Consider the following 22450-nt stretch of genomic DNA (forward strand, 5'->3'; position numbering starts at 1 on the left):
CTGATTATGTTAAGAGCAACAAAAGTACGCATTTACCCGACACCAAAACAGGCTGAATATCTCAATGCTCAGTTTGGTGCGGTTCGTTTCGCGTACAACAAAGCGCTGCATATCAAGAAACACGCTTACCAGCGACATGGCGTAAATTTAAACCCGCGTAAAGACCTCAAGCCACTGCTTGCTGTGGCGAAGAAATCCCGCAAATATGAATGGCTTAAAGAATATGATTCTATTGCGTTGCAGCAGGCGGTGATTAATCTCGATGTGGCTTTTTCCAATTTCTTTAATCCGAAATTAAAAGCGCGTTTCCCTGCATTCAAACGTAAACACGGTAAACAATCGAGCTATCACTGTGTTGGGGTGAAAGTACTGGATGATGCAGTCAAAATTCCGAAAATCCCGGCGATTGAAGCACGATTGCATCGTGAAATTACGGGCACGTTAAAAAGTATTACTATCAGCCGTTCCGCAACGGGGAAATATTACGCCTCGCTACTCTGTGACGACGGAATGGAAGCGCCAGCGAAGCCTGCACTGATATCAAACGTGACGGGGCTCGATATGGGGCTGACGCATTTTGTCATCAAATCGGATGGCAATAAAATTGCCAATCCGTGCCATCTTATCAACGCCAGCCACAATCTGCGCCGGAAGCAGAAAACCCTCTCCCGCAAGAAAAAAGGGAGCGTTAACAGACGCAAAGCTAGAATACAACTAGCAACCGTTCACGAACGTGTAGCCAATGCCCGTGCCGATTTCCAGCACAAGTTATCTCGCGCAATTGTTGACGAAAACCAAGCGATAATTGTCGAGATGCTGAAAGTGGCAAATATGATGAAAAACCACCATCTGGCTCGTGCGATAGGTGATGCGGGATGGTCTGGATTTATCACCAAACTGGAATACAAAGCAGCAGAAAAAGGTGTTCATGTGGTGAAACTGGATCAATGGTTTGCCAGTTCGAAAACCTGCCATTGCTGCGGTCACAGGATGCCGGAAATGCCATTACATAAGCGTATCTGGCAATGTCCTGAATGCGGAGTTGAGCATGACCGTGATATCAATGCGGCGATCAACATCGAACGCAAGGGCATACTGGAATTACAAGCGGCGGGACTCGTCGTTTCTGTCCATGGAGGCCAGCGTAAATCCGTCACACAGACGGTTGCGGCCTGAGAAGTGGGAAGCTTCGCCCGACAGGGCGGGGAGCAGTCACCCAATAATTATCATTCAATTAAATAATGTTATAAAAAACCTCCTTTTTTGTTAGAGAAAAGGAGGTTTTATTCTATTTGGAGATTTTCTAACTTATTGAAAGTCATAAATTTGTTATCTCGATCACAAAAAAATCACTATTTAAAAATAGCAAAACCACTTAACTGAGAAAACAGACCGCTTAATTCGTTATACAACCGCTAAGAGATTTAGTCACACCATTCCCGTGTCAGAATTCTTATTATGTAGCTGCGGGCAGTTATTTCTCAGATTCGCTCAAATCATTCTCTGCTGTCCCGCATTACTCTTTGGCTGTTCGGTCTTGCCTGAAAAAAAGGTGTCTCATGAACAAAAATGCATTTTTAAAGCACGTACCTTGGGTGATCCTCGGGATTATCGGTGCTTTTTGTCTTTCAGTGGTTGCACTTCGCCGTGGTGAACACGTCAGTGCGCTATGGATAGTTGTTGCTTCTGTTGCCGTTTATTTAGTTGCTTATCGTTATTACAGTCTTTACATCGCTCAAAAAGTGATGAAACTTGATCCAACTAGAGCAACACCTTCTGTTCTTAATAATGACGGTTTGAACTATGTTCCGACTAACCGTTATGTTTTATTTGGTCACCACTTTGCGGCTATCGCGGGTGCAGGTCCTTTAGTGGGTCCAGTACTTGCTGCGCAGATGGGATATTTACCGGGTACACTTTGGCTATTAGCTGGGGTTGTGCTTGCTGGTGCCGTACAAGACTTTATGGTGTTGTTTATTTCAACACGCCGTAATGGTAACTCACTTGGTGAGATGATAAAGAAAGAGATGGGTCCTATTCCGGGTACTATCGCTTTATTCGGCTGTTTCCTTATCATGATCATCATTCTTGCAGTACTTGCACTTATCGTTGTTAAAGCATTAGCAGAAAGCCCATGGGGTGTGTTCACTGTTTGTTCAACAGTACCAATTGCCCTGTTTATGGGTATCTACATGCGCTATATCCGTCCAGGTCGTGTCGGTGAAGTCTCTGTTATCGGTATTGTATTACTGATTGCTGCGATTTGGTTTGGTGGCGTTATTGCTCACGACCCATACTGGGGACCTGCGTTAACCTTTAAAGATACAACCATCACTTTTGGTCTTATCGGTTATGCTTTCGTGTCTGCATTACTGCCAGTTTGGTTGATCCTTGCGCCTCGTGACTACTTAGCGACGTTCCTGAAAATTGGGGTTATCGTTGGTTTAGCAATTGGTATTGTTATCCTAAACCCTGAACTGAAAATGCCAGCGGTTACTCAATATGTCGATGGTACAGGTCCATTATGGAAAGGGGCTTTATTCCCATTCTTATTTATCACTATCGCTTGTGGTGCCGTTTCTGGTTTCCACGCACTGATTGCTTCAGGTACAACACCTAAGCTTATCGCAAATGAAATGGATGCGCGTTTTATCGGTTATGGTGCAATGTTGATGGAATCATTCGTTGCGATCATGGCGTTAGTAGCTGCATCTATCATTGAGCCAGGTCTGTATTTTGCAATGAATACACCGCCAGCAGGTTTAGGTATTACTATGCCAAACCTTCATGAATTAGGTGGTGAAAATACAGCAGTTATTATGGAGCAGTTGAGAGAAGTTACTGTACATACTGCTGCAACGGTTAGTTCATGGGGCTTTGTTATCTCGCCAGAAGAAATTCTACAAACGGCGAAAGATATTGGTGAGCCTTCTGTGTTAAACCGTGCTGGCGGTGCGCCTACCTTAGCAGTTGGTATTGCAATGGTATTCCATAAAATCATTCCTGCTGCGGATATGGGTTTCTGGTATCACTTTGGTATCTTGTTCGAAGCGCTCTTTATTTTAACAGCGTTGGATGCAGGTACACGTTCTGGCCGCTTTATGTTCCAAGACTTGTTAGGTAACTTTATCCCTTACCTGAAGAAAACAAACTCATTCATTCCGGGTGTGATTGGTACAGCGGGTTGCGTAGGTTTATGGGGATATCTGTTATATCAAGGTGTTGTTGATCCATTAGGCGGTGTTAAGAGCTTGTGGCCTCTGTTTGGTATTTCAAACCAAATGTTAGCGGCGGTTGCTCTGGTATTAGGTACTGTTATCTTAATTAAGATGAAACGTACTAAATATATCTGGGTGACAGTGGTTCCTGCAGTATGGTTATTAATTTGTACAACATGGGCATTAGGTCTGAAACTTCTCAGTGATGACCCACAAATGGAAGGCTTCTTCTATTTAGCAAATGAGTACAAAGCGAAGATCTTAGCAGGTGGTGCCGACTTAACTGCGGCTGAAATTACCAATATGAATCATATTGTAATTAACAACTACACCAATGCGGGCTTAAGTATTCTGTTCTTAGTGGTTGTTTACAGCATCATTTTCTACGGTTTCCGTACTGCAATGAAAGCACGTAAAAACCCAGAAGTAACAGCAGAAGAAACACCATATGTTCCTATGCCAAAAGATGTAAAAGTGTCCTCAGGTCACTAATTTTAGGTAGTTAGGTTAACCCCCGTGCTGGCTTGCCAGTGCGGGGCTTAGGAGAAACTTATGTTTGGTAATTTAGGACAAGCTGGAAAATATCTAGGACAAGCAGCACGTATGCTAATAGGTATTCCTGATTATGATAATTATGTGCAACACATGAAAGATAACCATCCAGATAAGCCTGTTATGACCTATAACGAGTTTTTCCGTGAGCGTCAGGAAGCCCGTTATGGCGGTGGTGATGGTAAAGGCGGTTTTCGCTGTTGCTAATGATCCGTAAAGGAGATAAATGATGGAACCTATTGCAGTGACAATACTGACCGGTTTTTTAGGATCAGGAAAGACAACACTTTTACGTCATATGCTCAATGAAGAGCATGGCTATAAAATTGCTGTTATTGAAAATGAATTTGGTGAAGTACCGATTGATGATGAAATCATTGGTGATAGAGCCACTCAAATTAAAACGCTGACCAATGGTTGTATTTGTTGTAGCAAATCGAATGAATTAGAAGACACGCTATTAGACTTATGTGACAGCCTTGATCGCGGTGAAATCGAGTTTGATAGATTAGTTATTGAATGTACAGGCATGGCTGATCCCGGCCCTATTAGCCAAACATTCTTTTCTCATGAAATTATCTGCCAGCGCTACTTATTAGATGGCATTATCACGCTTGTTGATAATGTTCACGCTCAGCAACAACTGGATCAATTTACGATAGCACAATCACAAATTGGTTATGCTGATCGCATCTTATTAACGAAAACAGATGTTGCACCTGCCTCTCCTGAACTAATGGCACGACTAAGACGTATTAATGCCAGAGCACCTGTGCATACCGTTATTCATGGACAAATTGATTTAGGATTACTGTTTAACGTAAAAGGTTTTATGTTAAACGATAATCTCGATGTAAAACAGCCTCTGTTCCGTTATCAGGCTGATAAGCAAGATGACATCAATTCGATTGTGCTGAAATTTGATTATCCCGTTGAGTTAAAAGAAGTTTCTGACGTAATGGAAAAATTACTATTAAGCTTCGCTGATAATCTTTTGCGTTATAAAGGGATATTAAATATTAAAGACCAACCTAATCGCTTGTTATTCCAAGGTGTACAACGTCTTTATAGTGCTGATTGGGATAGACCGTGGCATGAAGATGAAACTCGTCAAAGCACATTGGTTTTTATCGGTATTCAATTACCAGAACAAGAGATAAGAGCTAGTTTTGATGCATTGATGCCTAGTACAGAAGAAAAGGCTCATTAACCTAATACCCTGTAGTGAGTGTTAGAAAGTAGTAAGAAGTAGAGCTGTAACCGTAGTCATTGAACCAACCATAGTAGTTGTAAATAGCAGTAACGAATATTGATAAGCTCCTGACTTGAGGAGGATCCTGTTCCTAGGATCTTATATTTCACCCCATAATAACCAACATTATGGGGTGCTTTTTTTTAAACGCTCAAATTAGCCATTGGCAACAACTTTATATTCCATGATCTCAATAATTTGAATATCGGTATGTTGCATTGCTCGGCTTGCCAATGCACACAGATTTTCAATTGTAGAATCAACGTCATGAGCAACAATACCGTCATTACCTGTCACATAAGTGTTATCTAGCGCCATTAATACAGCTTTATAAGCTGCACTCGCTCCGGTTGAGACTTTCATCGCACAGCTATTTGAAGCACCATCACAAATTACACCACTGATATCACCAATCATGCTACTAATTGCCATAGCCATAGATTCGTAACGTTCATCCATAAGCCATGCAATTGCACCAGCAGCGCCCATTGATGCTGTTGTTGCCGCGCATAATGCAGATAGTGCAGGAAATTTATGGTGAATATAGATAGCCAGTAAATGGGAAAGCATTAATGCTCTTGCCATTTTTTCTTCGCCAACTTGTAAATATTCAGCAACTACCACAACAGGCATCGTTGCAGCAATACCTTGGTTACCTGAACCAGAGTTACTCATTGCAGGTAAAACGGCACCACCCATACGAGCATCAGATGCCGCAGAAGTACGGATCATGATTTCTGATAATAAATCTTTTGCTAATAAGCCACGCTGTTGTTGGCGTTGTAAAGTTTGCCCAATATGTAAACCATAAGTATTGTTCAAACCTTCTTTTGATAGCGCATCATTTAAGTGTGCTGATTCAAGGATAAAAGAAATTTCTTCTACTGGAGTTTGGGTAACAAACTGGTAAATTTCTTGGGTATTCGTTTGGGTTAACGTTTCTTTAATTTCACAAGGTGATGCAGACTGTTCTGCGCCATCGCAAGTGTTATCAAGAACAACATGGCCGTTATGAATAATTTTAACGATATTAGTGTGATTACCGGCAATAATTACTGTTGCGCTATTTTCAGCATCTTCAACAGTCACTTCACTATATAGAACTTCTTGGCATGCTTTTTTAATTGAAACATTCACAATGCCAGCCGCTAATAGTGCTTTACTTTGTTCAACGTGATCTGGCGTTGCATTCTTTAATACTTCAAGACCTGCATTACAATCACCCCCAACGGCACCTAAACTCGCGGCAATGGATAATCCCACCATACCCGTACCTGGTACAGTTACGCCCATACCGTTTTTCATTAAATTGGGAGAAACTTCTGCACTAATACGGGTAATAGGGTGTTGTAAGTAACTTGCTGCTGTTGCAGCCGCTAATGCAAGCGAGATAGGTTCAGTACAACCTAAAGCGGGTTTAACTTGTTGCTTAACTGCCGCTATCAATATTTTCCAACGAGAAGATAATTGTTCTTTCATTGCATGCATCCAATAAACAGTATGAGAATTCAAAGGGTTATTCTATTTTTAATACCATCATCATACTGAATTTATTGGAGAAAGTTTTTTCTGAATTTACTAACATTGTACAAATTTTGAGAAAATATTACCCTTTATAGCTTCTGTATTGGTAATTTTTTCCACATAAAATAAAAGAAAACGTTCTGACTCTTTAATGTAATTTATGAGTGCTAAAGAAGGTATATTTTGTATCTAGTGTATAAATTAAGGAGGATAAAAAATGAAGTTAAATAAGATAATTTAAAAAATTGACGATAAGATTAAATAAAAAGGCAATAGAACGAATACACAATTCTATTGCTAGTATAATCATCATACTTAATGTGGGCTAACTCAGAATCGTTAAAATAAAAATAATGAATGTTTTCAATATCACATTTTTATTTTAACAAAGCAGATAATAGGCTCATTAAATTTTAGTGTATAAGAATAATGCTTTATTATTTTGTTAATATTTTCATGATGATAGCTTTGATGTTTTTTTTTAAATAAATAATTAAGTCTATATTTAGAAAAACAGTTAACTAGTTTTTATTTATAAAAATAACAATAAAATATCTTTGTCTATTTTTAATATGTTTATTATTTGAAAACAACCTGAAGCAACAAATATTGCTTCAGGTATATTTATCAATAATAGAAGATAGCAATAATAGCACTATGGAAAACAAAACCTACCATAAGCGGTATTGCAGTCCTTTTTACAACATCAAATGGTTGTAATTTCGCGCCACTAGATACTGCAATGATAACCCCCGCCACTGGAGACATACCTCGTCCCATATGTGACGCTTGTTGCATTGGTAAAATCATCGCAATTGGGTTTACACCCATGCTATGGGCAATTTGTGGAATAAGTTCAACGAATGCAAGGAAAGGCGCATTACCTGAACCCATAATAATCGCTGCAGCTAATGTTACGATAGCGAAGACCAATGCCATTGCAAATGGTGGTAAGCCAACAGATTCAGCCATCACGATCAGGCTGTCAATTGCACCACTGACTTTAATACCATGAGCAAAAACACCCGCTGCGACTAATAATCCCACAACGTTACTAAATGCAGAACCCATACCCTTTAAGAAATGCTGGAAGCCTGCACACACTGATTTAAAATCACGTAAGCGTAATGTTTCAATCAGCATACAAATTGCCATTGAAATCAATACAATTGTGACTACATCAAGGTGAATGCCTTCAACAAATAGGCTTGATGAACTTACTGCCATAATAATAGGTAACATTGGCAGTAAGGCATAAAAGCCGGGTACATTTTTATCACTCTTTGCTTCTTCAGACATTTTGCCTAACTGAGGCACAAATCCGGCTTTGCGGTCACAATGGCGCTGCCAGAAGATATGTGTAATACCAACAGCTAATACGGTTGCAATCGCCGCAGGGCCTTGGTAATAAAGCACATATTCAACAACTCCTAAGTCAACCGCTTTTGCACCACGAATGGCATCAATGGCAGTTGGGGTATAAGCAACACCCAATGAAGTCGCAATCACACCTGCAGCAGATGCTGGAGATAAGCCAAGTCCTATCATAATCGGGAACATCGTACCCATTAATAGAACGGCCAACCCAGTTGCTGAAGGAATAGCAAGTTGCAAAATACTCGCGAGTAAAAAAGAGAAAAATAGCAACACATAAGGTGAGCGCATATTTTTCAATGGGCGGGTTGCAACACGTACAACGGCCTCATTAGCGCCAATATGATCCATATAATGCGCAAATCCCATCAGTGCCATGATCATTAAACCAAGATCAGCCGCACGACTACTAAAGAGATCACGCATTACTTCAAAAGGATCTAACCAGCCAATACCTGTTGTTTTAACATTTTTAGGAAGAATATCTCCCCAACCAAACATCATTGTTAGCGCCATTAAGGCTAAACCAGCAACTAACAAGACAGGCTCTGCTTTATATCCTTTCAAGATCATTCTAGCGACAATAACAACGACAATTAAGACCGCAAGAATTTGGATCATGCTTTAGCTCCAGGTGCAAAGCGCTCAGCCGTGATCTTAACGACTGATTTTAAGACATCGCTGGCAGCGTAAAGCGATTTAACAGGTAGATATTCATAAATAGAGTGGAAGTTATGAGCACCAGTAAAGATATTAGGGCAAGGCAGTCCATTTTGAGAGAGTGCTGCACCGTCATAACCACCACGCATTGGAATTGGGCGAGGTGTAATGCCATTCGCTTCATAAGCGGCAACAGCAATATCGATAGGGTAACGGTTATCGCCTTGCAGGCTATTAAAGACGTTGGCATAACGGTCAGCAAGTTTACAAGTTACAGAGCCTTCACCCCATAAACCTTCACAATAATCTGAAAGTTGTTTTAAAAATGCCATGCGTTGTGCATAACCTTTTTCGGTGAAATCACGCACATCCATTTTTAATACAGTACGAGCGCTATTACCTGCTAATTGTTTGACCCAATAATAACCTTCACGGCCTTCGGTATACTCTGGTGCTTCACCACCCGGTAACATAGCAACAAATTTATGTGCCATTAACAGTGAATTTTTTAATTTACCTTTTGCAGACATTGGGTGAGCTGAAGCACCAGTAAAGGTAATTTCAACATCTCCTGCATTCCAGTTTTCATATACTAATTCACCAATACCACAGCAATCTAATGTATAGGCAAAATCGGCACCGAATTCTTTAGTATCAAAGACTTTTGCACCACGTAAACCTTGTTCTTCATCGGGTACAAAACCAATTTTAACTGTACCGTGTTTCACTTCAGGATGTTGTTTAAAGTACTGCAACATATCCATAATTGAGGCGATAGCCGCTTTATCGTCAGCACCTAATAAGCTAGTACCATCGGTTACGATAATATCGTCACCAATATAGTTTTCTAATTCAGGAAATTCGCTTTGACGTAAAAAGATCTCAAGTTCTTTATTTAAGCAAAGATCGCCACCTTTATAAGGTAGGATTTGCGCTTTGGTGTCATTAGTTTGTTCTGCACTAGTGTCTAAATGGCCAAAGAAAGCAACGGTTGGAACTTCATAGTCAAGATTAGAAGGCAGTGTCGCGGTAACAATCGCAGTATCACGAATTTTGATATCTTCAACACCTAAAGCTTTTAACTCTTCGACTAATTGTAGAGCTAGGACTCGCTGACCTTCTGAAGAAGGCATAATACCAGCTGCGCCATTTTCCCTATTTGTGGTGGTGTTAACTTTTGTATAAGAAATAAACCGTTCAACGAGATTCATGACAATACTCCATTATGTTTTTAATTGTATTCTCTGTACTAATACTTACTGATTTTGCTTATTAGAAAAGACTAACATCTACTTGTATCATAAAAAAAACAATAGGGAATTATAGAAAAATTATTATTTTTACAATAAATTTTTAATGTTGATTATTATTTAATTTTTGGTTTTTTCTTTATTAAAAAAAATAGTGTTTTTTGTAGGTGAGGTTATTTTATTTAACTTATGGGAATGTTTTTCTGTGATCTTAATCATGGAAAAAGCATTGTGAATATTAAATGTTTTAAAAATATAAAAACAATCATTACTTATTTTAATGTTTTATTTTATTAAATAATTATATTTTATTAACCTTTTTATAGAATTTAATCGCGAATAATTAATAAAATAACGTAACTTATTGATAGAAGCTAATTATGATATACGGTTTAATTCTCCTAAAATGACTAGGGGGATACATGTATATAAATAATATGGTTAGATGCACATTTTTAGCGATAAAAAACATTGAAAATAAAGGGGATAAAATTAAAAATGTTTTAAATGGAGTGGTATTAAGTTGTTATAATACAATCATTAGTTTTATAAAGCCAAGTTTTAATATAAAAAATAATTTCTTAGGGCTAAGAAAAAGTATTTCTAATATTGAAAATAAAAACAGTCAGAGTGAAAATAAAACGACAAAGTTAGATAACAAAGAAAAAACAAATAAAGAAGAACTTAATGAAGTTTTTGATAAGTCATTCTCTTACGCCCAAAGAAAAGTAAAAAGTGATAAAATAAAAGAGAGTGTAATTAATGATATCATCTCCTCTTTGGAGGAAATATCTACATTAGAGAAAGAAAAAATCACACAATTTAAGAATGAATTAAAATTTAATTCTAAATGGATTCTATTTTCTGGTGATGCAATCTCTTTAGAAAAAACTAAAAATAATTATTTAGAGTCAATAGTAGATACCATATTAAATTCAGACGATAAAATAAAATCTAATTTTGGAAGTATTGATAATTACAAACATTTTTTACGCGATGATATCAATAATGCTGTTGAGTGTGTTCTTTATAAAAACTAAATTTATAGATGGTAGATAAATGATAGAAATAGGAAAATCAAAATATAGAATAGTATCTATGTTAAACTAATGGAATGATAATAATGATTATCGAAAAGATAAGTGGGTCACTACAAGGAAGTTCTTCATATTTATCAAATCAATCATCAAGTATTGATTTTAACATTAAACCTAGCTCTGTATTATTAATAGAGAATTCAGTAAATGAAATTTCTGATGTGAGATATTTAAATGATAAAGGCTTAATAGAAGATGAACCCATTTATATGGAAATGAGTAAGAGTGTAGGTAATGTTACCAATTCTTATGAAGTTCATTATGATGATAATACTGATAGTTATCTCTTTAATAAGAATTTATCCATTAATAATAAGAAGTGTAATTTTTTTTTTGATTTAAATGAGAAAGAAATTGAGTCAATATTTAGTGAGCTAAAAATTAAAAATTATGATATTAATAAACTAAGAGTTACCAATTTTTCTGTTGAAGATTTTATAGAGGATATTGTTGAAGAAAATATTTATGAAACAATGAATGATGATTACTCCTTAAGTGAAAAATTAGAATTAATTAATGATTTATCTGACGTTGTTTCTAAAAATAAAAAAATAAAAGGCATTTTCAAAGATAATCTAATTAAATGTTTAAATAATATTTCATTAAATGAATTATTTTCTTTATGTGAAGAATATGAAGAGCAGTATGAAGTAGAAGAGTTTTTTTTAATTAGTCGATTTATTTTTCGATTTATAGAGGATTTTAATAAATCAAATAATAATAAAATAAAATTAAATGAAGATTTAAAGAGAGGGATAAATTCTATTATCCTTTTAAAAAGTCTAAAATTTAAAGATAATAATATTATTTAATATATTCCCCCGATAACAATATCGGGGGAAGTTCGATTATTAAATATCCAAACGCTTAGCCTGCCATCGACGAGATCGCCAACGCCATGCGTTAGTTAATCCACGTAACCACTCATCACAAAGGAAGCCAATCCATATACCAATTAGGCCCATTTCCATTTTTATACCGAGGAAATAACCCACCGGAATAGCCACCCCCCACATAAAGCAAATTGCTGTCATAAGAGGGAATTTAGCATCGCCTGCCGCACGTAAGGCATTTACCATTACGATATTAAAAGTGCGACCTGGCTCTAAAAAGACGGACAAAATAAACAGTGGGATCAATTGGTCAATAATGCGTTGGTCTTCTGTAATGGAATACAAAATAGGATCACGCATAAACCAATAAACAATAACTACCCCAATCGTAAATATCACGCCTGTTTTTAAGCTTTTCCAGCCTCTAACAAAAGCATCATCAAAGCGTTTTGCACCGACTAAATGGCCTACTAATATTTCATTACCAATGCTAATCGCAATGCCAAAGAGCATTAAAAATAATGACAATTGGAAATAAAGAGTTTGTGCTGCAAGAGGGACTTCACCCATTAACCCAATAAAGGCGGACGCAGTCATATAATGTAAGATCCAAACCAAGTTTTCTCCCGCTGCGGGTAAACCGATATGTAGGATTTTCCCTAACATATTTTTAGACCACACCACGAGTTGTTTGGCTTCGAATTTAATACGTAAACCGTAGAACAGTAATCCACACAGTAAAATAACGGCAATAATACGACCGACAACTGTAGACCAAGCAACACCGACTAATCCGTATTGCGGTAAACCAAAGAAACCGTAAAGCACAATCATATTACCAATAACGGTAACAATATTGGCAATCAAGGTGACATACATAGCCGCTTTTGATTTGCCATAAACTCTCAGACAAGCTGCAAGAATAATTGAAATTGCCTCAGGAATAAGGCAAATACCAATAATATGTAGGTAATTGTAGCCATCTTGCACTAAATGCTCAGGCGTATTCATAAGATGTAGAATATTGTAGCCAAAGAAAAGAATGATCAAAGCGCTACTAATACCTAGCAAAGAGTTAAAAGCGATAGAAATATGAATGGCTTGGCTAGCTTTTTCTCTTTTGCCTGCACCTAAATATTGTGCAATAACGACACTACAGCCCACACTAATAAAGCTAAAGATAGTGATAAAAAGGTCAAAGACTTGGTTACCTACACCCATTGCTGCCAAGTAAGCGGTAGAAACGTGGCTTACCATATAGGTATTAATTAAAAGAGTGGCTAGATGTAGGAATATATCTATAAATATTGGCCAACTAAGGGAAAAAAGCGAGCGATCCGCTACATCAGACTGATGCATTGAAAACCTTCTTAAAAACAGAGTGAAATCGATAATTATTAATATAACGCGTAGGAAGATAGGGAATTCTACAAGGTTTATTTATAAGGTAATAGCGCAAATAATGTTTATCTGGCAAAAAAGATGTTTATATGGTTTATTCGTTGATAACTAATCACTATTATCATTAAGAGATGATTAACGTTAAAGTCAGGGGAATTAATGAATACTAAAATAAAAGTAGCGATTGTCGGTTATGGCAATATTGGTCGATTTGCATTAGAAGCTGTTCAAGCGGCTCAAGATTTTGAATTAATGGGTGTTGTTCGTCGTGATATCAATAATATTCCAGAAGAACTGCAAAATATTACCGTAACTAACGATATTAAAACATTAGGTAATGTTGATGTTGCGCTCTTATGCTCACCGACACGCGCGATTAAAGAGTTAGCAAAATCTATTTTAAGCTTAGGGATTAATACAGTAGATAGTTTTGATGTTCACAGTGAAATTGTGTCATTAAAAACAGAATTAGATGAAGTTGCGAAAAAACATGACCGTGTAGCGGTAATTTCTGCTGGATGGGATCCGGGATCAGATTCTATTATTCGTACTTTAATGTTAGCTATGGCACCAAAAGGGATTACTTATACTAACTTTGGACCCGGAATGAGTATGGGGCACAGTGTTGCAGCTAAAGCTATTGATGGTGTAAAAGATGCACTTTCAATGACTATTCCATTAGGTACGGGTGTTCATCGTCGTATGGTTTACGTGGAATTGGAAGCAGGGGCAGATTTTAATCAAGTGGAGCAAGCGATTAAAGCCGATAGCTATTTCTCTTCTGATGAAACCCATATTAAGCAAGTTGATTGTGTTGATAGCTTAAAAGATGTGGGGCATGGCGTTCATATGACCCATAAAGGGGTATCAGGTAAAACTCATAATCAATTATTTGAATACTCAATGCGTATTAACAACCCTGCATTGACCTCTCAATTTATGGTATCTGCCGCAAGAGCCAGTATGAAACAACGTGCAGGCGCTTATACTGTTATTGAAATTCCACCTGTTGATTTCTTAGCGGGTGATTTAAATACACTAATTGCCAAATTGGTCTAATTTCAATTAAGACTCTCTGCATAAAATATTGCCCACATAAAGTGGGCAATATGGATTAACGCTTAGGCAAACTTGATGATTTTGAATTAGCGTTTAATACTTTTAAATTCTTTGGTAGTTGCGGTTAATGCCACTTCTGTTGGTAAACGTTCCATTGAACTTGCACCATAGAAACCGTGACAGTCGGGGCAATTATCTAAGATATATTGTGCATCTTCAGGTGTTGCAATTGGGCCACCATGGCAAAGCACAATAACATCAGAACGTACAGCTTTAGCGGCTTTTGCCCAGTCATTAATTAAAGGAACACAGTCCGCTAATGTTAATGCTGTTTCAGCACCAATATTACCGCCAGTTGTTAACCCCATATGAGGGACAATAATATCTGCGCCAGCCTCAGCCATTGCAATCGCATCTTCACGGCTAAAGACATAAGGTGTGGTTAATAAACCTTTTTCATGGGCTTTGCGGATCATATCCACTTCAAGCCCATAACCCATACCTGTTTCTTCTAAGTTAGCGCGGAAATTACCATCAATCAGACCTACTGTTGGGAAATTCTGTACGCCAGCAAAGCCTGTTGCTTTAACTTCATCTAAGAATTTATCGAAGTTACAGAATGGATCTGTACCGTTAACACCAGCAAGCACAGGTGTATGTTTAACAACCGGTAATACTTCTTTTGCCATATCCATAACGATTTCATTAGCGTTACCATAAGCTAATAAACCCGCTAAAGATCCTCGACCAGCCATACGGTAACGACCTGAGTTATAAATAACAATAAGGTCAATACCACCGGCTTCTTCACACTTAGCTGAAAGTCCTGTACCTGCGCCACCACCAATAATCGGTTCATGGCGTGCAATCATTTCATTGAATTTTTTTAGTAACGTTTCACGTGAATGAGTCATTCTTCTTTCTCCGTGGTTAACAAATAAGTTCCTGGTGTAAATCATAAATTTGCTGAGTAAACTCAGCGGAGTTTATGTGATAAGGACTGATGACTAATTGACGAGTCTCTGTCTCTTTAAATGTTGTTATAAATGCATCAAAAAAAGCTTGGTTCGCTTGAGGATCCCAGAAAGGGGCCCCTTCAATATCCAGAGCTGAAAAACCGCCCTGTGGTAATACAAACCGCAATGGACCTTCACACTGATTGAGTTTTTCAGCGATCCAGATACCTAATTGACGGTTTTCCTCTGGTGTTGTGCGCATCAAGGTGACTTGTGCATTATGATGATAAAATTGACGCCCTTTATATTTCTCAGGAACACTTGATGGGCGACCGAAGTTCACCATATCTAATGCGCCACAAGAACCTATATAAGGGGTTTTGGTACGGGCGATTGCACCAAAACGGTCTTCATCACAAGCAAGCACACCGTCAAACAAGTAATCACATACTTCTGTTGTTGTAAGATCGAGCACGCTATGAAGTAAGTGACTGTCTGCCAGTTTTTCCATGGCTTTACCGCCACTTCCTGTTGCGTGAAAAACAAGGCAGTCATAATTATTTTCAAGTTTTTGTGTGAGTTGTTGTACACAAGGCGTAGTTACACCAAACATCGTTAATGCAACAGCAGGTTTATCAACGACTTGTTCTTCTTGGTAAAAATAAACAGCGCCAGCTATTTGATTTGCCGCATTTCTTAGTACTTTACGAGAAATACGATTTAAGCCGGATACATCTGTGACGGAGTACATCATTGAGATATCACTTGCACCGATATAGCCTGAAATATCGCCAGACGCCATCGTAGATACCATCAATTTAGGTACACCAATTGGCAGAGATTGCATTGCTGGTGTAATCAGTGCCGTTCCCCCTGATCCGCCTAGCCCAAGAATGGCTAAGACATCATCACAGTGAGTTAAATAGTGTTCAAATGCGATAGACATCGCTTCTATTGCTTTCCCTCTATCGCCACAAAAAACAGCTTCTTTGCCATTTGGGTGAAAGCGTGCAACTTCTGTTGCTGTGACATCCGCTTCTCGAGCTAATGCCGTGGGTTTTGTAGTCAAGTCAACGGTTTTAACAGGGAGGCCTGCTTTTTTAATTAAATCACTGACATAAAAAATCTCAGCACTTTTAGTATCAAGCGTTGTGGCAATATAAATAGAACCAGAATACTGTTTCATAAGCCTTCCCATACCTTTTATGATTATCGACGAATAGATTATAATCATAATGAGACTCGAGTTTCATTTATCATAGCACTGTTTTGAGACTCTTGTCTCATTATTTTTATTTTTTGTACATTAAAGGTCGATAAGGTGTGATTAATCACCTAAAGTAAACGTTAAGTGTTGTGAGTATTTAGCTTAAGATAAGCCAGACACATAAAAGTGTAGAAATAACGAAGGATCTTCTATGAGTTACAGTGATGAAACGGATGCAATGTCCGGTACACGAAAAAGAACCCATCAACTATTGGTGACAACAGCATTGGGTCTTTTTGAGCAAGGAATGTTACCTACAGTGTCGGAATTAGCGGCACATGCAGGTGTTTCGAGAGCAACCGCATATCGTTATTTTCCCACACAAAGTGATTTAATTAGTGCCACAGTTGACGCAAGTTTAGCGCCAATCATTGCATGGACACCCACTCCTGAAGATAATACGCAACAACGCATTACTGAGTTGCTCAATCTTGCCTATCCGCAAATGTTTAAACATGAAGGCGCATTGCGTGGTGCATTGCAAGTCTCATTACAGCAATGGGCAAAAGAAAGGCAATCAAGTGAATATGCAGAAAAACGATTTATTCGCGGTCACCGTAAAGAGATTTTACTCAAAGTTATTGAACCATTAAAATCACACTATCCCCAAGAAATGTGGGATAAGGTTATTAAATCGTTCTCTTTGATTTACGGGTCTGAAGTCTTTTTGGTAATGAAAGATATCTGGAAAATGGATGATCAACAGGTCATTGATATGACTCAATGGATGGCAAAAGCTATTCTAAATCAGGCAAAATCTGATTATCCCGCAGATAACGATTAATTATTTGAATAAATCAGTTAAAATTGTATAAATCATTTACGTTTTAGCTATTGCAGGGATCGTTATGTCACACAAAACAGAAGACCAAGAGTGGCTGGTAGAACAACTACAATTTATTGCACAAGGCATTGGTAAAACATTATCGCCTTTTTGTGAAGTTGTACTTCATGATCTAACCGATAGTGAAAATACCATTATGGTCATTGAAAATAATCTGTCAGGTAGAAAAGTGGGGGATAGAGCAACAGAGCTGGGAATGGCACGTATTGAATCGTCAGATTTCCCTCAAATAGTGGCTAATTACCCAAACCAATTTCCTGATGGCAGAACTGCAAAAAGTACCTCTATTGGTATTAAAGATAAGCAAGGTAATTATGTTGCTGCGTTATGTTTAAATATTGATATTTCAATGATCAAAGGATTACAAATGGTGCTGAACCAATTTGCAACCCTTGAAGAAGGTAATGACATTATCGAAACCTTTAGTTCAGTGACTGAAGACTCGCTGAAAAAACGTATCGATGAGTTTTCTGCAACTTATTCAGTGACACCAAGAGCATTAAAACCGCATCAACGACGCGAATTGCTATTGTGTTTACAGGATGAAGGTTACCTTTCACTGCGTAAGGCAATGGAAATTACCGCACAATATCTTGGTGTTTCAAGAGCGACCGTGTATAACGATTTAAAAGAGTAGCGAGATCTCATTATTAGCTATTGCTAAAGAATAAATAAACTAAAAAAAAGATATCACTTGTTGATATCTTTTTTTATTTCTGTTTTTTGGCTTTTATAATATGTCGTATTTTTATTGAAAGTAGCTGACTGATTATTATTGTGTGATTTTTATAAACATAGAGAAAAATTAAGGAATAGACTGTTTCTAATAAATTTAATTAGAGGCTATAAACAATGGAAATTAGTAAAGCAACAGGAATAATAATTAATTTTTTTGATAGAGTGAAAATTGAGAGTAGTAAATTAAATTCTTTAGAAAATACTCAATCGGTTTCAAATACCAATTTGAGTTTTGAAAATATAACCAGTAAAGAGATAAAACCTAATGCATTACTTTCTAATTTTATAACTGAATGTAATAATAAAATAGGTGAGAATAAAGATAGTTATCTACCTGTCAATAATAGTAAAAGTGAAAAAAATGCTGCTTTAGAGAGTAATGAAAATCCAGGTAATGTAAATAAACCCCATACGGATAAAAAAGAAAAGGTGAGTAAATTACCTAATTGGATTACTAGCTCTGGATTAGAGAAATTAAATACAAATGAAGAGATTCATTTTAAAAAGATAAAGGTGAGGAATTTTAAAAATATAATTAAAAAAATAACATCATTTATGAGCTTTTCAAATAGAGTATCATTGCCTATTAATACTGATAGTGTGAGTTTTAGATTATCTGGGGATTTAAATAGGATCGATCTTGATGATAGATTAAAGGATAATGAATCGTTTAATAAATTTGCAGAAGGACTAAATCAGATAAAAAATGCATTTATTAGAAATATCAATAAAGTAAGAGCTAAAAAATATGAGAATAATGGTGATGCTGATAGTAGAATTAAGTATTATACTTTAGAAAAAGCATTGGAATATAAATTTATTAATGATCTAAATAAGATTGAAGGTGAGTTGAAATTGAATTTAGCAAAAGATAAATTTGAAGAAAACTATTCTGATTTACCTTTAAAAATAAAAGAAAAATTAGGGTTTATATTAAATGGAAATATAAATGGTGATGTTGATAAACTATTTTCTTACAATGTGGTTAATGAATTAAAATTTTTTCTCAAAGAAAATATAAATGATGAACATAAAAGTAATAAGTTTGATAATATAATCATGGAGGTGTTGGACTCAGTTATGGGAGATGAAGGTAAAAAAGAAATTTTGGAAGAAAATAAGGAAGAGAAAGCATATATAAAAAAAGAGTTAGCAGAGAAAATAACAAAAAAACTTTTTAATTGTTTATCTAAAGATAATCATTTTATTGGTGAAGAGGAGTCTTTTAATAAAATAAATAAATATATTTCAGATGAAAATGAAAATATTTGTAATTATGTATCAAAAAGTTTTAAAGCTCCAAATGATGAAGTAATTAATGCACTTAAAAATAATTTTTTTAATAATATAAAATCAAATGATAACGGTGATGATTTACTAATTCGTTTATTTAAAAATAATAGTAACAATATTAATTATAAATGGGCTCAAGATGCCGTGGTATTGTTGATAAATTATGACAATTTTTCCAATCAAACTTTAAATATAAAAAAATATCATAGTGATGGCGTAGCTAGTATTGGTGGCTCTGGTTCACATTTAAATAAATTATCATCATTGCAGGTTGATTTGCAATTAATATTTAATCGTTTGGGATTGGATGCAAATGATTTAGAGAAATCCAAAGATGAAGTTATGAGAAAATATTTTGCAAATTATTTTGAACATATATGATGATTTTATTAAATCACATTTTATTTGTATGTTTAATAATGAATTTATATTAACTTATATATAAATGGATAATTTATGATTATTGATAAGAAAGTATTCGAACCCGGAGTGTCATTTTCAAATAAAACACATTATATCCCAAAAAAGGAAAATTATACTTATGCTAAAAAAATAAATAAGATAAAAAATACACCAGTTGCTCCATCTTTTGGTAAAAAAGTTATTCAGAAATTAACCTCTCTATTTCATAAAATAGAAATTAAATTTCTTATAAGAAATATAAAAAATAATAAGTCATCTAGTGTTGTTGATATAAATAAACATAATAATTTCTTTAATAATATAGATAATAAAATAAATGAAATTAAAAAAGAAATTAAATGTATAAATGATGAAAGTGAAAATTTATATAGCTCTTTTGGTATTGATTCTGGTAGTAAGGATTTTTTCGCACAAAATGAAATAAATAAAAAAGAGATGGAAATAGGAGTTTTAATAAAAGAAAAGAATGAAATAAAAAATAAAAATTTAGAAGCTATAAAGAATATAATTTCTCATGCAAATGATAAATTTGATTTTTATAGTTTCTGTGATTATTTGACTGAAATAAAAAGAGCTAAAGATTTTTTCTCGTCATTAAATGATACTGCGGGTGGTGAGTGCTCTGACAGTAAATTAATTGTCGATTTGTTAAACGAGATTGCTATAAATAGAATCAAGGCAATAGATGATAAAAGTATAAAGAATATTTTTAAGTTAGTTAGTTTAAAATTTGATTTTGAAAATGTGAATTTAAATAAAAAATATGATTTTATGCATAATTTTTCAAGTTTAAAAGAGAGAGATAAATTTATACGAGCTCTTAATTTTCTTGTTATTGCTCAAGATGAGATGGATATTGATATAGAGGAAAAATTTAATCAGAAAAATAAACTATCCTTTATATTAAAGACAGTGTTAAATGTTAATGAAGAATTTAGCTTAAATCAGTTAATGGATGAGTATAAAAAAATATATATTGATAATGAATGTGATTTTTATTCCGATAATACTCAGAGTACTATTTTAGATAATAATTCCGATGATATTTTAATTGATTCTTTAGACGGGGTGGAAAAAAAACTTGATGAAAAAATAGATGTTTCCGAGTCAATGAAGGTAGATATTGAATCTAATAGTGAAGTAAATAAAACAACTTCATTAAGTAATGAAGTTATTACAAATGAGGATATTGAAAATGGAGATATAAAAAAAGAAGATAAATATTTAAATGATATTAAAGGTAATTTAGAAAAGATTAGAAATAATTTTGATAATTATGAAAAAAAGAATAAAGAACTCTCTGATTTTATTGACTCCATGTTAGATGAAGACGCTAATATTGAACAAAAACAATATAATAAAATAAAAAAACAAATTTCTGATATTCTTTCCAATTTGGAAAATATAGATTTTGAAGAAAAAAATATTTTGAATAGTCTGAAATTAGACAGTGATGTGTATAAAAATATCGATATTGATATAAAAATATTAAATGAAAGCTTAGAAGATTTTAATTCAGTATTAAACAAACAAAATTTAGATAATTTGCAAGTTTTAGAATCTAGTTTAATTGAAAATGCTGGTGATTTACCTAATATTTTAAAAACTATGCGTACCTTAACTCTTCAAGAGCAGAAAGTTAAGATTAATGAATTTATAAAAAGTTTAGATGATATATATGTAAAACTAAAAAATAATTTATCAAATGTTGAATTAAATATAATGGATAAACCAAATGATAGCGAAAAAATAGAGTTAAAACTTGCTCCTGTTTTTTATAAAAGTAGAGAAGCCAATACTTACTCAAGTGATGATATTGTCATTGATAAAGATATAAATAATTCAGAAATATTAGATGATTTATATTCTTCTTTAGAGGTTCAAGTTAATCATGTATCTAAAGAATTAGAAAGTATAAGTAAAAAATTGAATCTAAATTTAGTTAGCAAGAGGGATGGTAATATATCGGAAGTTGATAAAGTAAATGAATTAAGAAATAAATATGCTAAAAAGAATAATTATAAAACTATAGATATTGAATCTTATAATATAAATTCAAAATATTCTACTATTAATGATAAGTTGAATGATAGAGCTAATCAAATAAAATTGATGGAAGAGAACTTATCGAAAATTCAGGAGAAAAATAAAATTAATAGACTTGAAGTAAGTAAGTTATTGGAGAGCGAAGTTAATAGTGAATATAAAGAAAAAATTATCAATGTAGTTAAAGATGCTGTTGAGAACACTGAGGTGAAAGTAAATAATGATAGTAATAAGAATAGTAATGATAAAGCTGAGGTATATTTAAAAGATAAAGGAAATGATAGAGGTAAAAATTATAATAAACTTGATGAAAACTATATAGGTAAATTAAGAAAAGAGCATGCGGCTAGTAGTGAAATTGTAGGTAATTTTGAAGTTAAAAATGATATTTTAGTTTTTGATAATAATGTTAAAAATAAAAACATTGAAAATATAAGATTTAATTACAAAGAGAAAAGAATTACTTTTTTAAAAGTGATTTATGATAATAAGAAAGTTGCAATCCATATTAATAGCTTAATGAGTGATGAAGATATAAAGAAAATAGAGAATAATATAAAAGGTAAAGAATCAATTAGTATAAGATCAAAAATGGAGTTAAGACCACTATTAGGGAAAATTGTGAATGAGATAAACCAGTATCTTACTAAAGAAGAATAGTTG

Annotated in this window: 17 protein-coding genes; 11 read left to right on the top strand and 6 right to left on the bottom strand. The window is 34.8% G+C overall.

Going from position 1 to position 22450, the window contains the following annotated elements:
* Window positions 1-6: 6 nt before the first annotated feature.
* From D7029_RS03795 to yjiA, 4 genes are all read left to right on the top strand, one after another.
* The gene (locus D7029_RS03795; protein WP_194951882.1) at window positions 7-1176 is read left to right on the top strand and encodes an RNA-guided endonuclease InsQ/TnpB family protein; all 1170 of its coding nucleotides are present in this window, start codon (window positions 7-9) and stop codon (window positions 1174-1176) included.
* Between the two features lie 383 nt (window positions 1177-1559).
* Window positions 1560-3710 carry a carbon starvation CstA family protein gene (locus D7029_RS03800; protein WP_194951883.1) on the top strand — a complete coding sequence of 717 codons (2151 nt, stop codon included), beginning with the start codon at window positions 1560-1562 and terminating at the stop codon, window positions 3708-3710.
* A gap of 60 nt (window positions 3711-3770) precedes the next feature.
* Window positions 3771-3977, top strand: coding sequence for a YbdD/YjiX family protein (locus D7029_RS03805; RefSeq protein ID WP_004245057.1), 207 nt, complete (start codon window positions 3771-3773; stop codon window positions 3975-3977).
* A 22-nt stretch (window positions 3978-3999) separates the two neighbouring features.
* Window positions 4000-4980: a GTPase gene (gene yjiA / locus D7029_RS03810; protein ID WP_194952578.1), complete on the top strand. Its 981-nt coding sequence runs from the start codon at window positions 4000-4002 to the stop codon at window positions 4978-4980.
* A 198-nt stretch (window positions 4981-5178) separates the two neighbouring features.
* On the opposite strand, the gene D7029_RS03815 is transcribed toward yjiA, so the two are convergent.
* The 3 genes from D7029_RS03815 to pepT all read right to left on the bottom strand — a co-directional run bounded on the left by D7029_RS03815 (window position 5179) and on the right by pepT (window position 9791).
* Window positions 5179-6501: a serine dehydratase subunit alpha family protein gene (locus D7029_RS03815; protein WP_194951884.1), complete on the bottom strand. Its 1323-nt coding sequence runs from the start codon at window positions 6499-6501 to the stop codon at window positions 5179-5181.
* A 672-nt stretch (window positions 6502-7173) separates the two neighbouring features.
* Window positions 7174-8541 carry a C4-dicarboxylate transporter DcuC gene (gene dcuC / locus D7029_RS03820; RefSeq protein ID WP_088493653.1) on the bottom strand — a complete coding sequence of 456 codons (1368 nt, stop codon included), beginning with the start codon at window positions 8539-8541 and terminating at the stop codon, window positions 7174-7176.
* The gene (pepT, locus tag D7029_RS03825; RefSeq protein WP_194951885.1) at window positions 8538-9791 is read right to left on the bottom strand and encodes a peptidase T; all 1254 of its coding nucleotides are present in this window, start codon (window positions 9789-9791) and stop codon (window positions 8538-8540) included. The genes dcuC and pepT overlap by 4 nt, the downstream gene beginning before the upstream one ends.
* Before the next feature lie 461 nt (window positions 9792-10252).
* Here pepT and D7029_RS03830 point away from each other — a divergent pair, with 461 nt between their 5' ends.
* Window positions 10253-10870 carry a hypothetical protein gene (locus tag D7029_RS03830; protein ID WP_194951886.1) on the top strand — a complete coding sequence of 206 codons (618 nt, stop codon included), beginning with the start codon at window positions 10253-10255 and terminating at the stop codon, window positions 10868-10870.
* Between the two features lie 83 nt (window positions 10871-10953).
* The gene (locus tag D7029_RS03835; RefSeq protein ID WP_194951887.1) at window positions 10954-11739 is read left to right on the top strand and encodes a hypothetical protein; all 786 of its coding nucleotides are present in this window, start codon (window positions 10954-10956) and stop codon (window positions 11737-11739) included.
* Between the two features lie 39 nt (window positions 11740-11778).
* Here the strand turns inward: D7029_RS03835 and D7029_RS03840 are convergent, their stop codons facing one another.
* Window positions 11779-13119 carry an MATE family efflux transporter gene (locus tag D7029_RS03840; protein WP_194951888.1) on the bottom strand — a complete coding sequence of 447 codons (1341 nt, stop codon included), beginning with the start codon at window positions 13117-13119 and terminating at the stop codon, window positions 11779-11781.
* 201 nt (window positions 13120-13320) lie between these two features.
* On the opposite strand from D7029_RS03840, the gene D7029_RS03845 reads away from it, so the two are divergent.
* A complete protein-coding gene (locus D7029_RS03845; protein ID WP_194951889.1) occupies window positions 13321-14220 on the top strand; it encodes a diaminopimelate dehydrogenase in 900 nt (299 codons plus the stop codon).
* A gap of 86 nt (window positions 14221-14306) precedes the next feature.
* Here D7029_RS03845 and D7029_RS03850 read toward each other — a convergent pair whose 3' ends face one another.
* Both D7029_RS03850 and D7029_RS03855 read right to left on the bottom strand, forming a co-directional pair.
* Window positions 14307-15134 (bottom strand): phosphoenolpyruvate hydrolase family protein, encoded by an 828-nt coding sequence (locus D7029_RS03850; RefSeq protein WP_088493647.1) that lies wholly within the window; start codon window positions 15132-15134, stop codon window positions 14307-14309.
* A gap of 16 nt (window positions 15135-15150) precedes the next feature.
* A complete protein-coding gene (locus D7029_RS03855; protein ID WP_194951890.1) occupies window positions 15151-16362 on the bottom strand; it encodes a Tm-1-like ATP-binding domain-containing protein in 1212 nt (403 codons plus the stop codon).
* 232 nt (window positions 16363-16594) lie between these two features.
* Here D7029_RS03855 and D7029_RS03860 point away from each other — a divergent pair, with 232 nt between their 5' ends.
* The 4 genes from D7029_RS03860 to D7029_RS03875 all read left to right on the top strand — a co-directional run bounded on the left by D7029_RS03860 (window position 16595) and on the right by D7029_RS03875 (window position 22447).
* A complete protein-coding gene (locus D7029_RS03860; RefSeq protein WP_072063633.1) occupies window positions 16595-17227 on the top strand; it encodes a TetR/AcrR family transcriptional regulator in 633 nt (210 codons plus the stop codon).
* 64 nt (window positions 17228-17291) lie between these two features.
* Window positions 17292-17924, top strand: a complete 633-nt coding sequence (locus D7029_RS03865; RefSeq protein WP_006535016.1) for a helix-turn-helix transcriptional regulator — start codon at window positions 17292-17294, stop codon at window positions 17922-17924.
* 215 nt (window positions 17925-18139) lie between these two features.
* Window positions 18140-19699, top strand: a complete 1560-nt coding sequence (locus tag D7029_RS03870; protein WP_194951891.1) for a hypothetical protein — start codon at window positions 18140-18142, stop codon at window positions 19697-19699.
* Window positions 19700-19774: 75 nt separating this feature from the next.
* The gene (locus D7029_RS03875; protein WP_194951892.1) at window positions 19775-22447 is read left to right on the top strand and encodes a hypothetical protein; all 2673 of its coding nucleotides are present in this window, start codon (window positions 19775-19777) and stop codon (window positions 22445-22447) included.
* The last annotated feature ends 3 nt before the right edge of the window (window positions 22448-22450 follow it).

The sequence above is a fragment of the Proteus vulgaris genome, from assembly GCF_016647575.1.
GTDB classification, from domain to species: Bacteria; Pseudomonadota; Gammaproteobacteria; order Enterobacterales; family Enterobacteriaceae; genus Proteus; species Proteus mirabilis_B.

Bases quoted from the DNA above. Each gene is read 5' to 3' on its own strand.
- D7029_RS03860 (WP_072063633.1), top strand. From the start codon at position 16,595: ATGAGTTACAGTGATGAAACGGATGCAATGTCCGGTACACGAAAAAGA.
- D7029_RS03855 (WP_194951890.1), bottom strand. From the start codon at position 16,362: ATGAAACAGTATTCTGGTTCTATTTATATTGCCACAACGCTTGATACT.
- D7029_RS03835 (WP_194951887.1), top strand. From the start codon at position 10,954: ATGATTATCGAAAAGATAAGTGGGTCACTACAAGGAAGTTCTTCATAT.
- D7029_RS03865 (WP_006535016.1), top strand. From the start codon at position 17,292: ATGTCACACAAAACAGAAGACCAAGAGTGGCTGGTAGAACAACTACAA.
- D7029_RS03800 (WP_194951883.1), top strand. From the start codon at position 1,560: ATGAACAAAAATGCATTTTTAAAGCACGTACCTTGGGTGATCCTCGGG.
- D7029_RS03850 (WP_088493647.1), bottom strand. From the start codon at position 15,134: ATGACTCATTCACGTGAAACGTTACTAAAAAAATTCAATGAAATGATT.
- dcuC (WP_088493653.1), bottom strand. From the start codon at position 8,541: ATGATCCAAATTCTTGCGGTCTTAATTGTCGTTGTTATTGTCGCTAGA.
- D7029_RS03795 (WP_194951882.1), top strand. From the start codon at position 7: ATGTTAAGAGCAACAAAAGTACGCATTTACCCGACACCAAAACAGGCT.
- D7029_RS03875 (WP_194951892.1), top strand. From the start codon at position 19,775: ATGATTATTGATAAGAAAGTATTCGAACCCGGAGTGTCATTTTCAAAT.
- D7029_RS03870 (WP_194951891.1), top strand. From the start codon at position 18,140: ATGGAAATTAGTAAAGCAACAGGAATAATAATTAATTTTTTTGATAGA.
- D7029_RS03845 (WP_194951889.1), top strand. From the start codon at position 13,321: ATGAATACTAAAATAAAAGTAGCGATTGTCGGTTATGGCAATATTGGT.
- yjiA (WP_194952578.1), top strand. From the start codon at position 4,000: ATGGAACCTATTGCAGTGACAATACTGACCGGTTTTTTAGGATCAGGA.
- D7029_RS03830 (WP_194951886.1), top strand. From the start codon at position 10,253: ATGTATATAAATAATATGGTTAGATGCACATTTTTAGCGATAAAAAAC.
- D7029_RS03805 (WP_004245057.1), top strand. From the start codon at position 3,771: ATGTTTGGTAATTTAGGACAAGCTGGAAAATATCTAGGACAAGCAGCA.
- pepT (WP_194951885.1), bottom strand. From the start codon at position 9,791: ATGAATCTCGTTGAACGGTTTATTTCTTATACAAAAGTTAACACCACC.
- D7029_RS03840 (WP_194951888.1), bottom strand. From the start codon at position 13,119: ATGCATCAGTCTGATGTAGCGGATCGCTCGCTTTTTTCCCTTAGTTGG.
- D7029_RS03815 (WP_194951884.1), bottom strand. From the start codon at position 6,501: ATGAAAGAACAATTATCTTCTCGTTGGAAAATATTGATAGCGGCAGTT.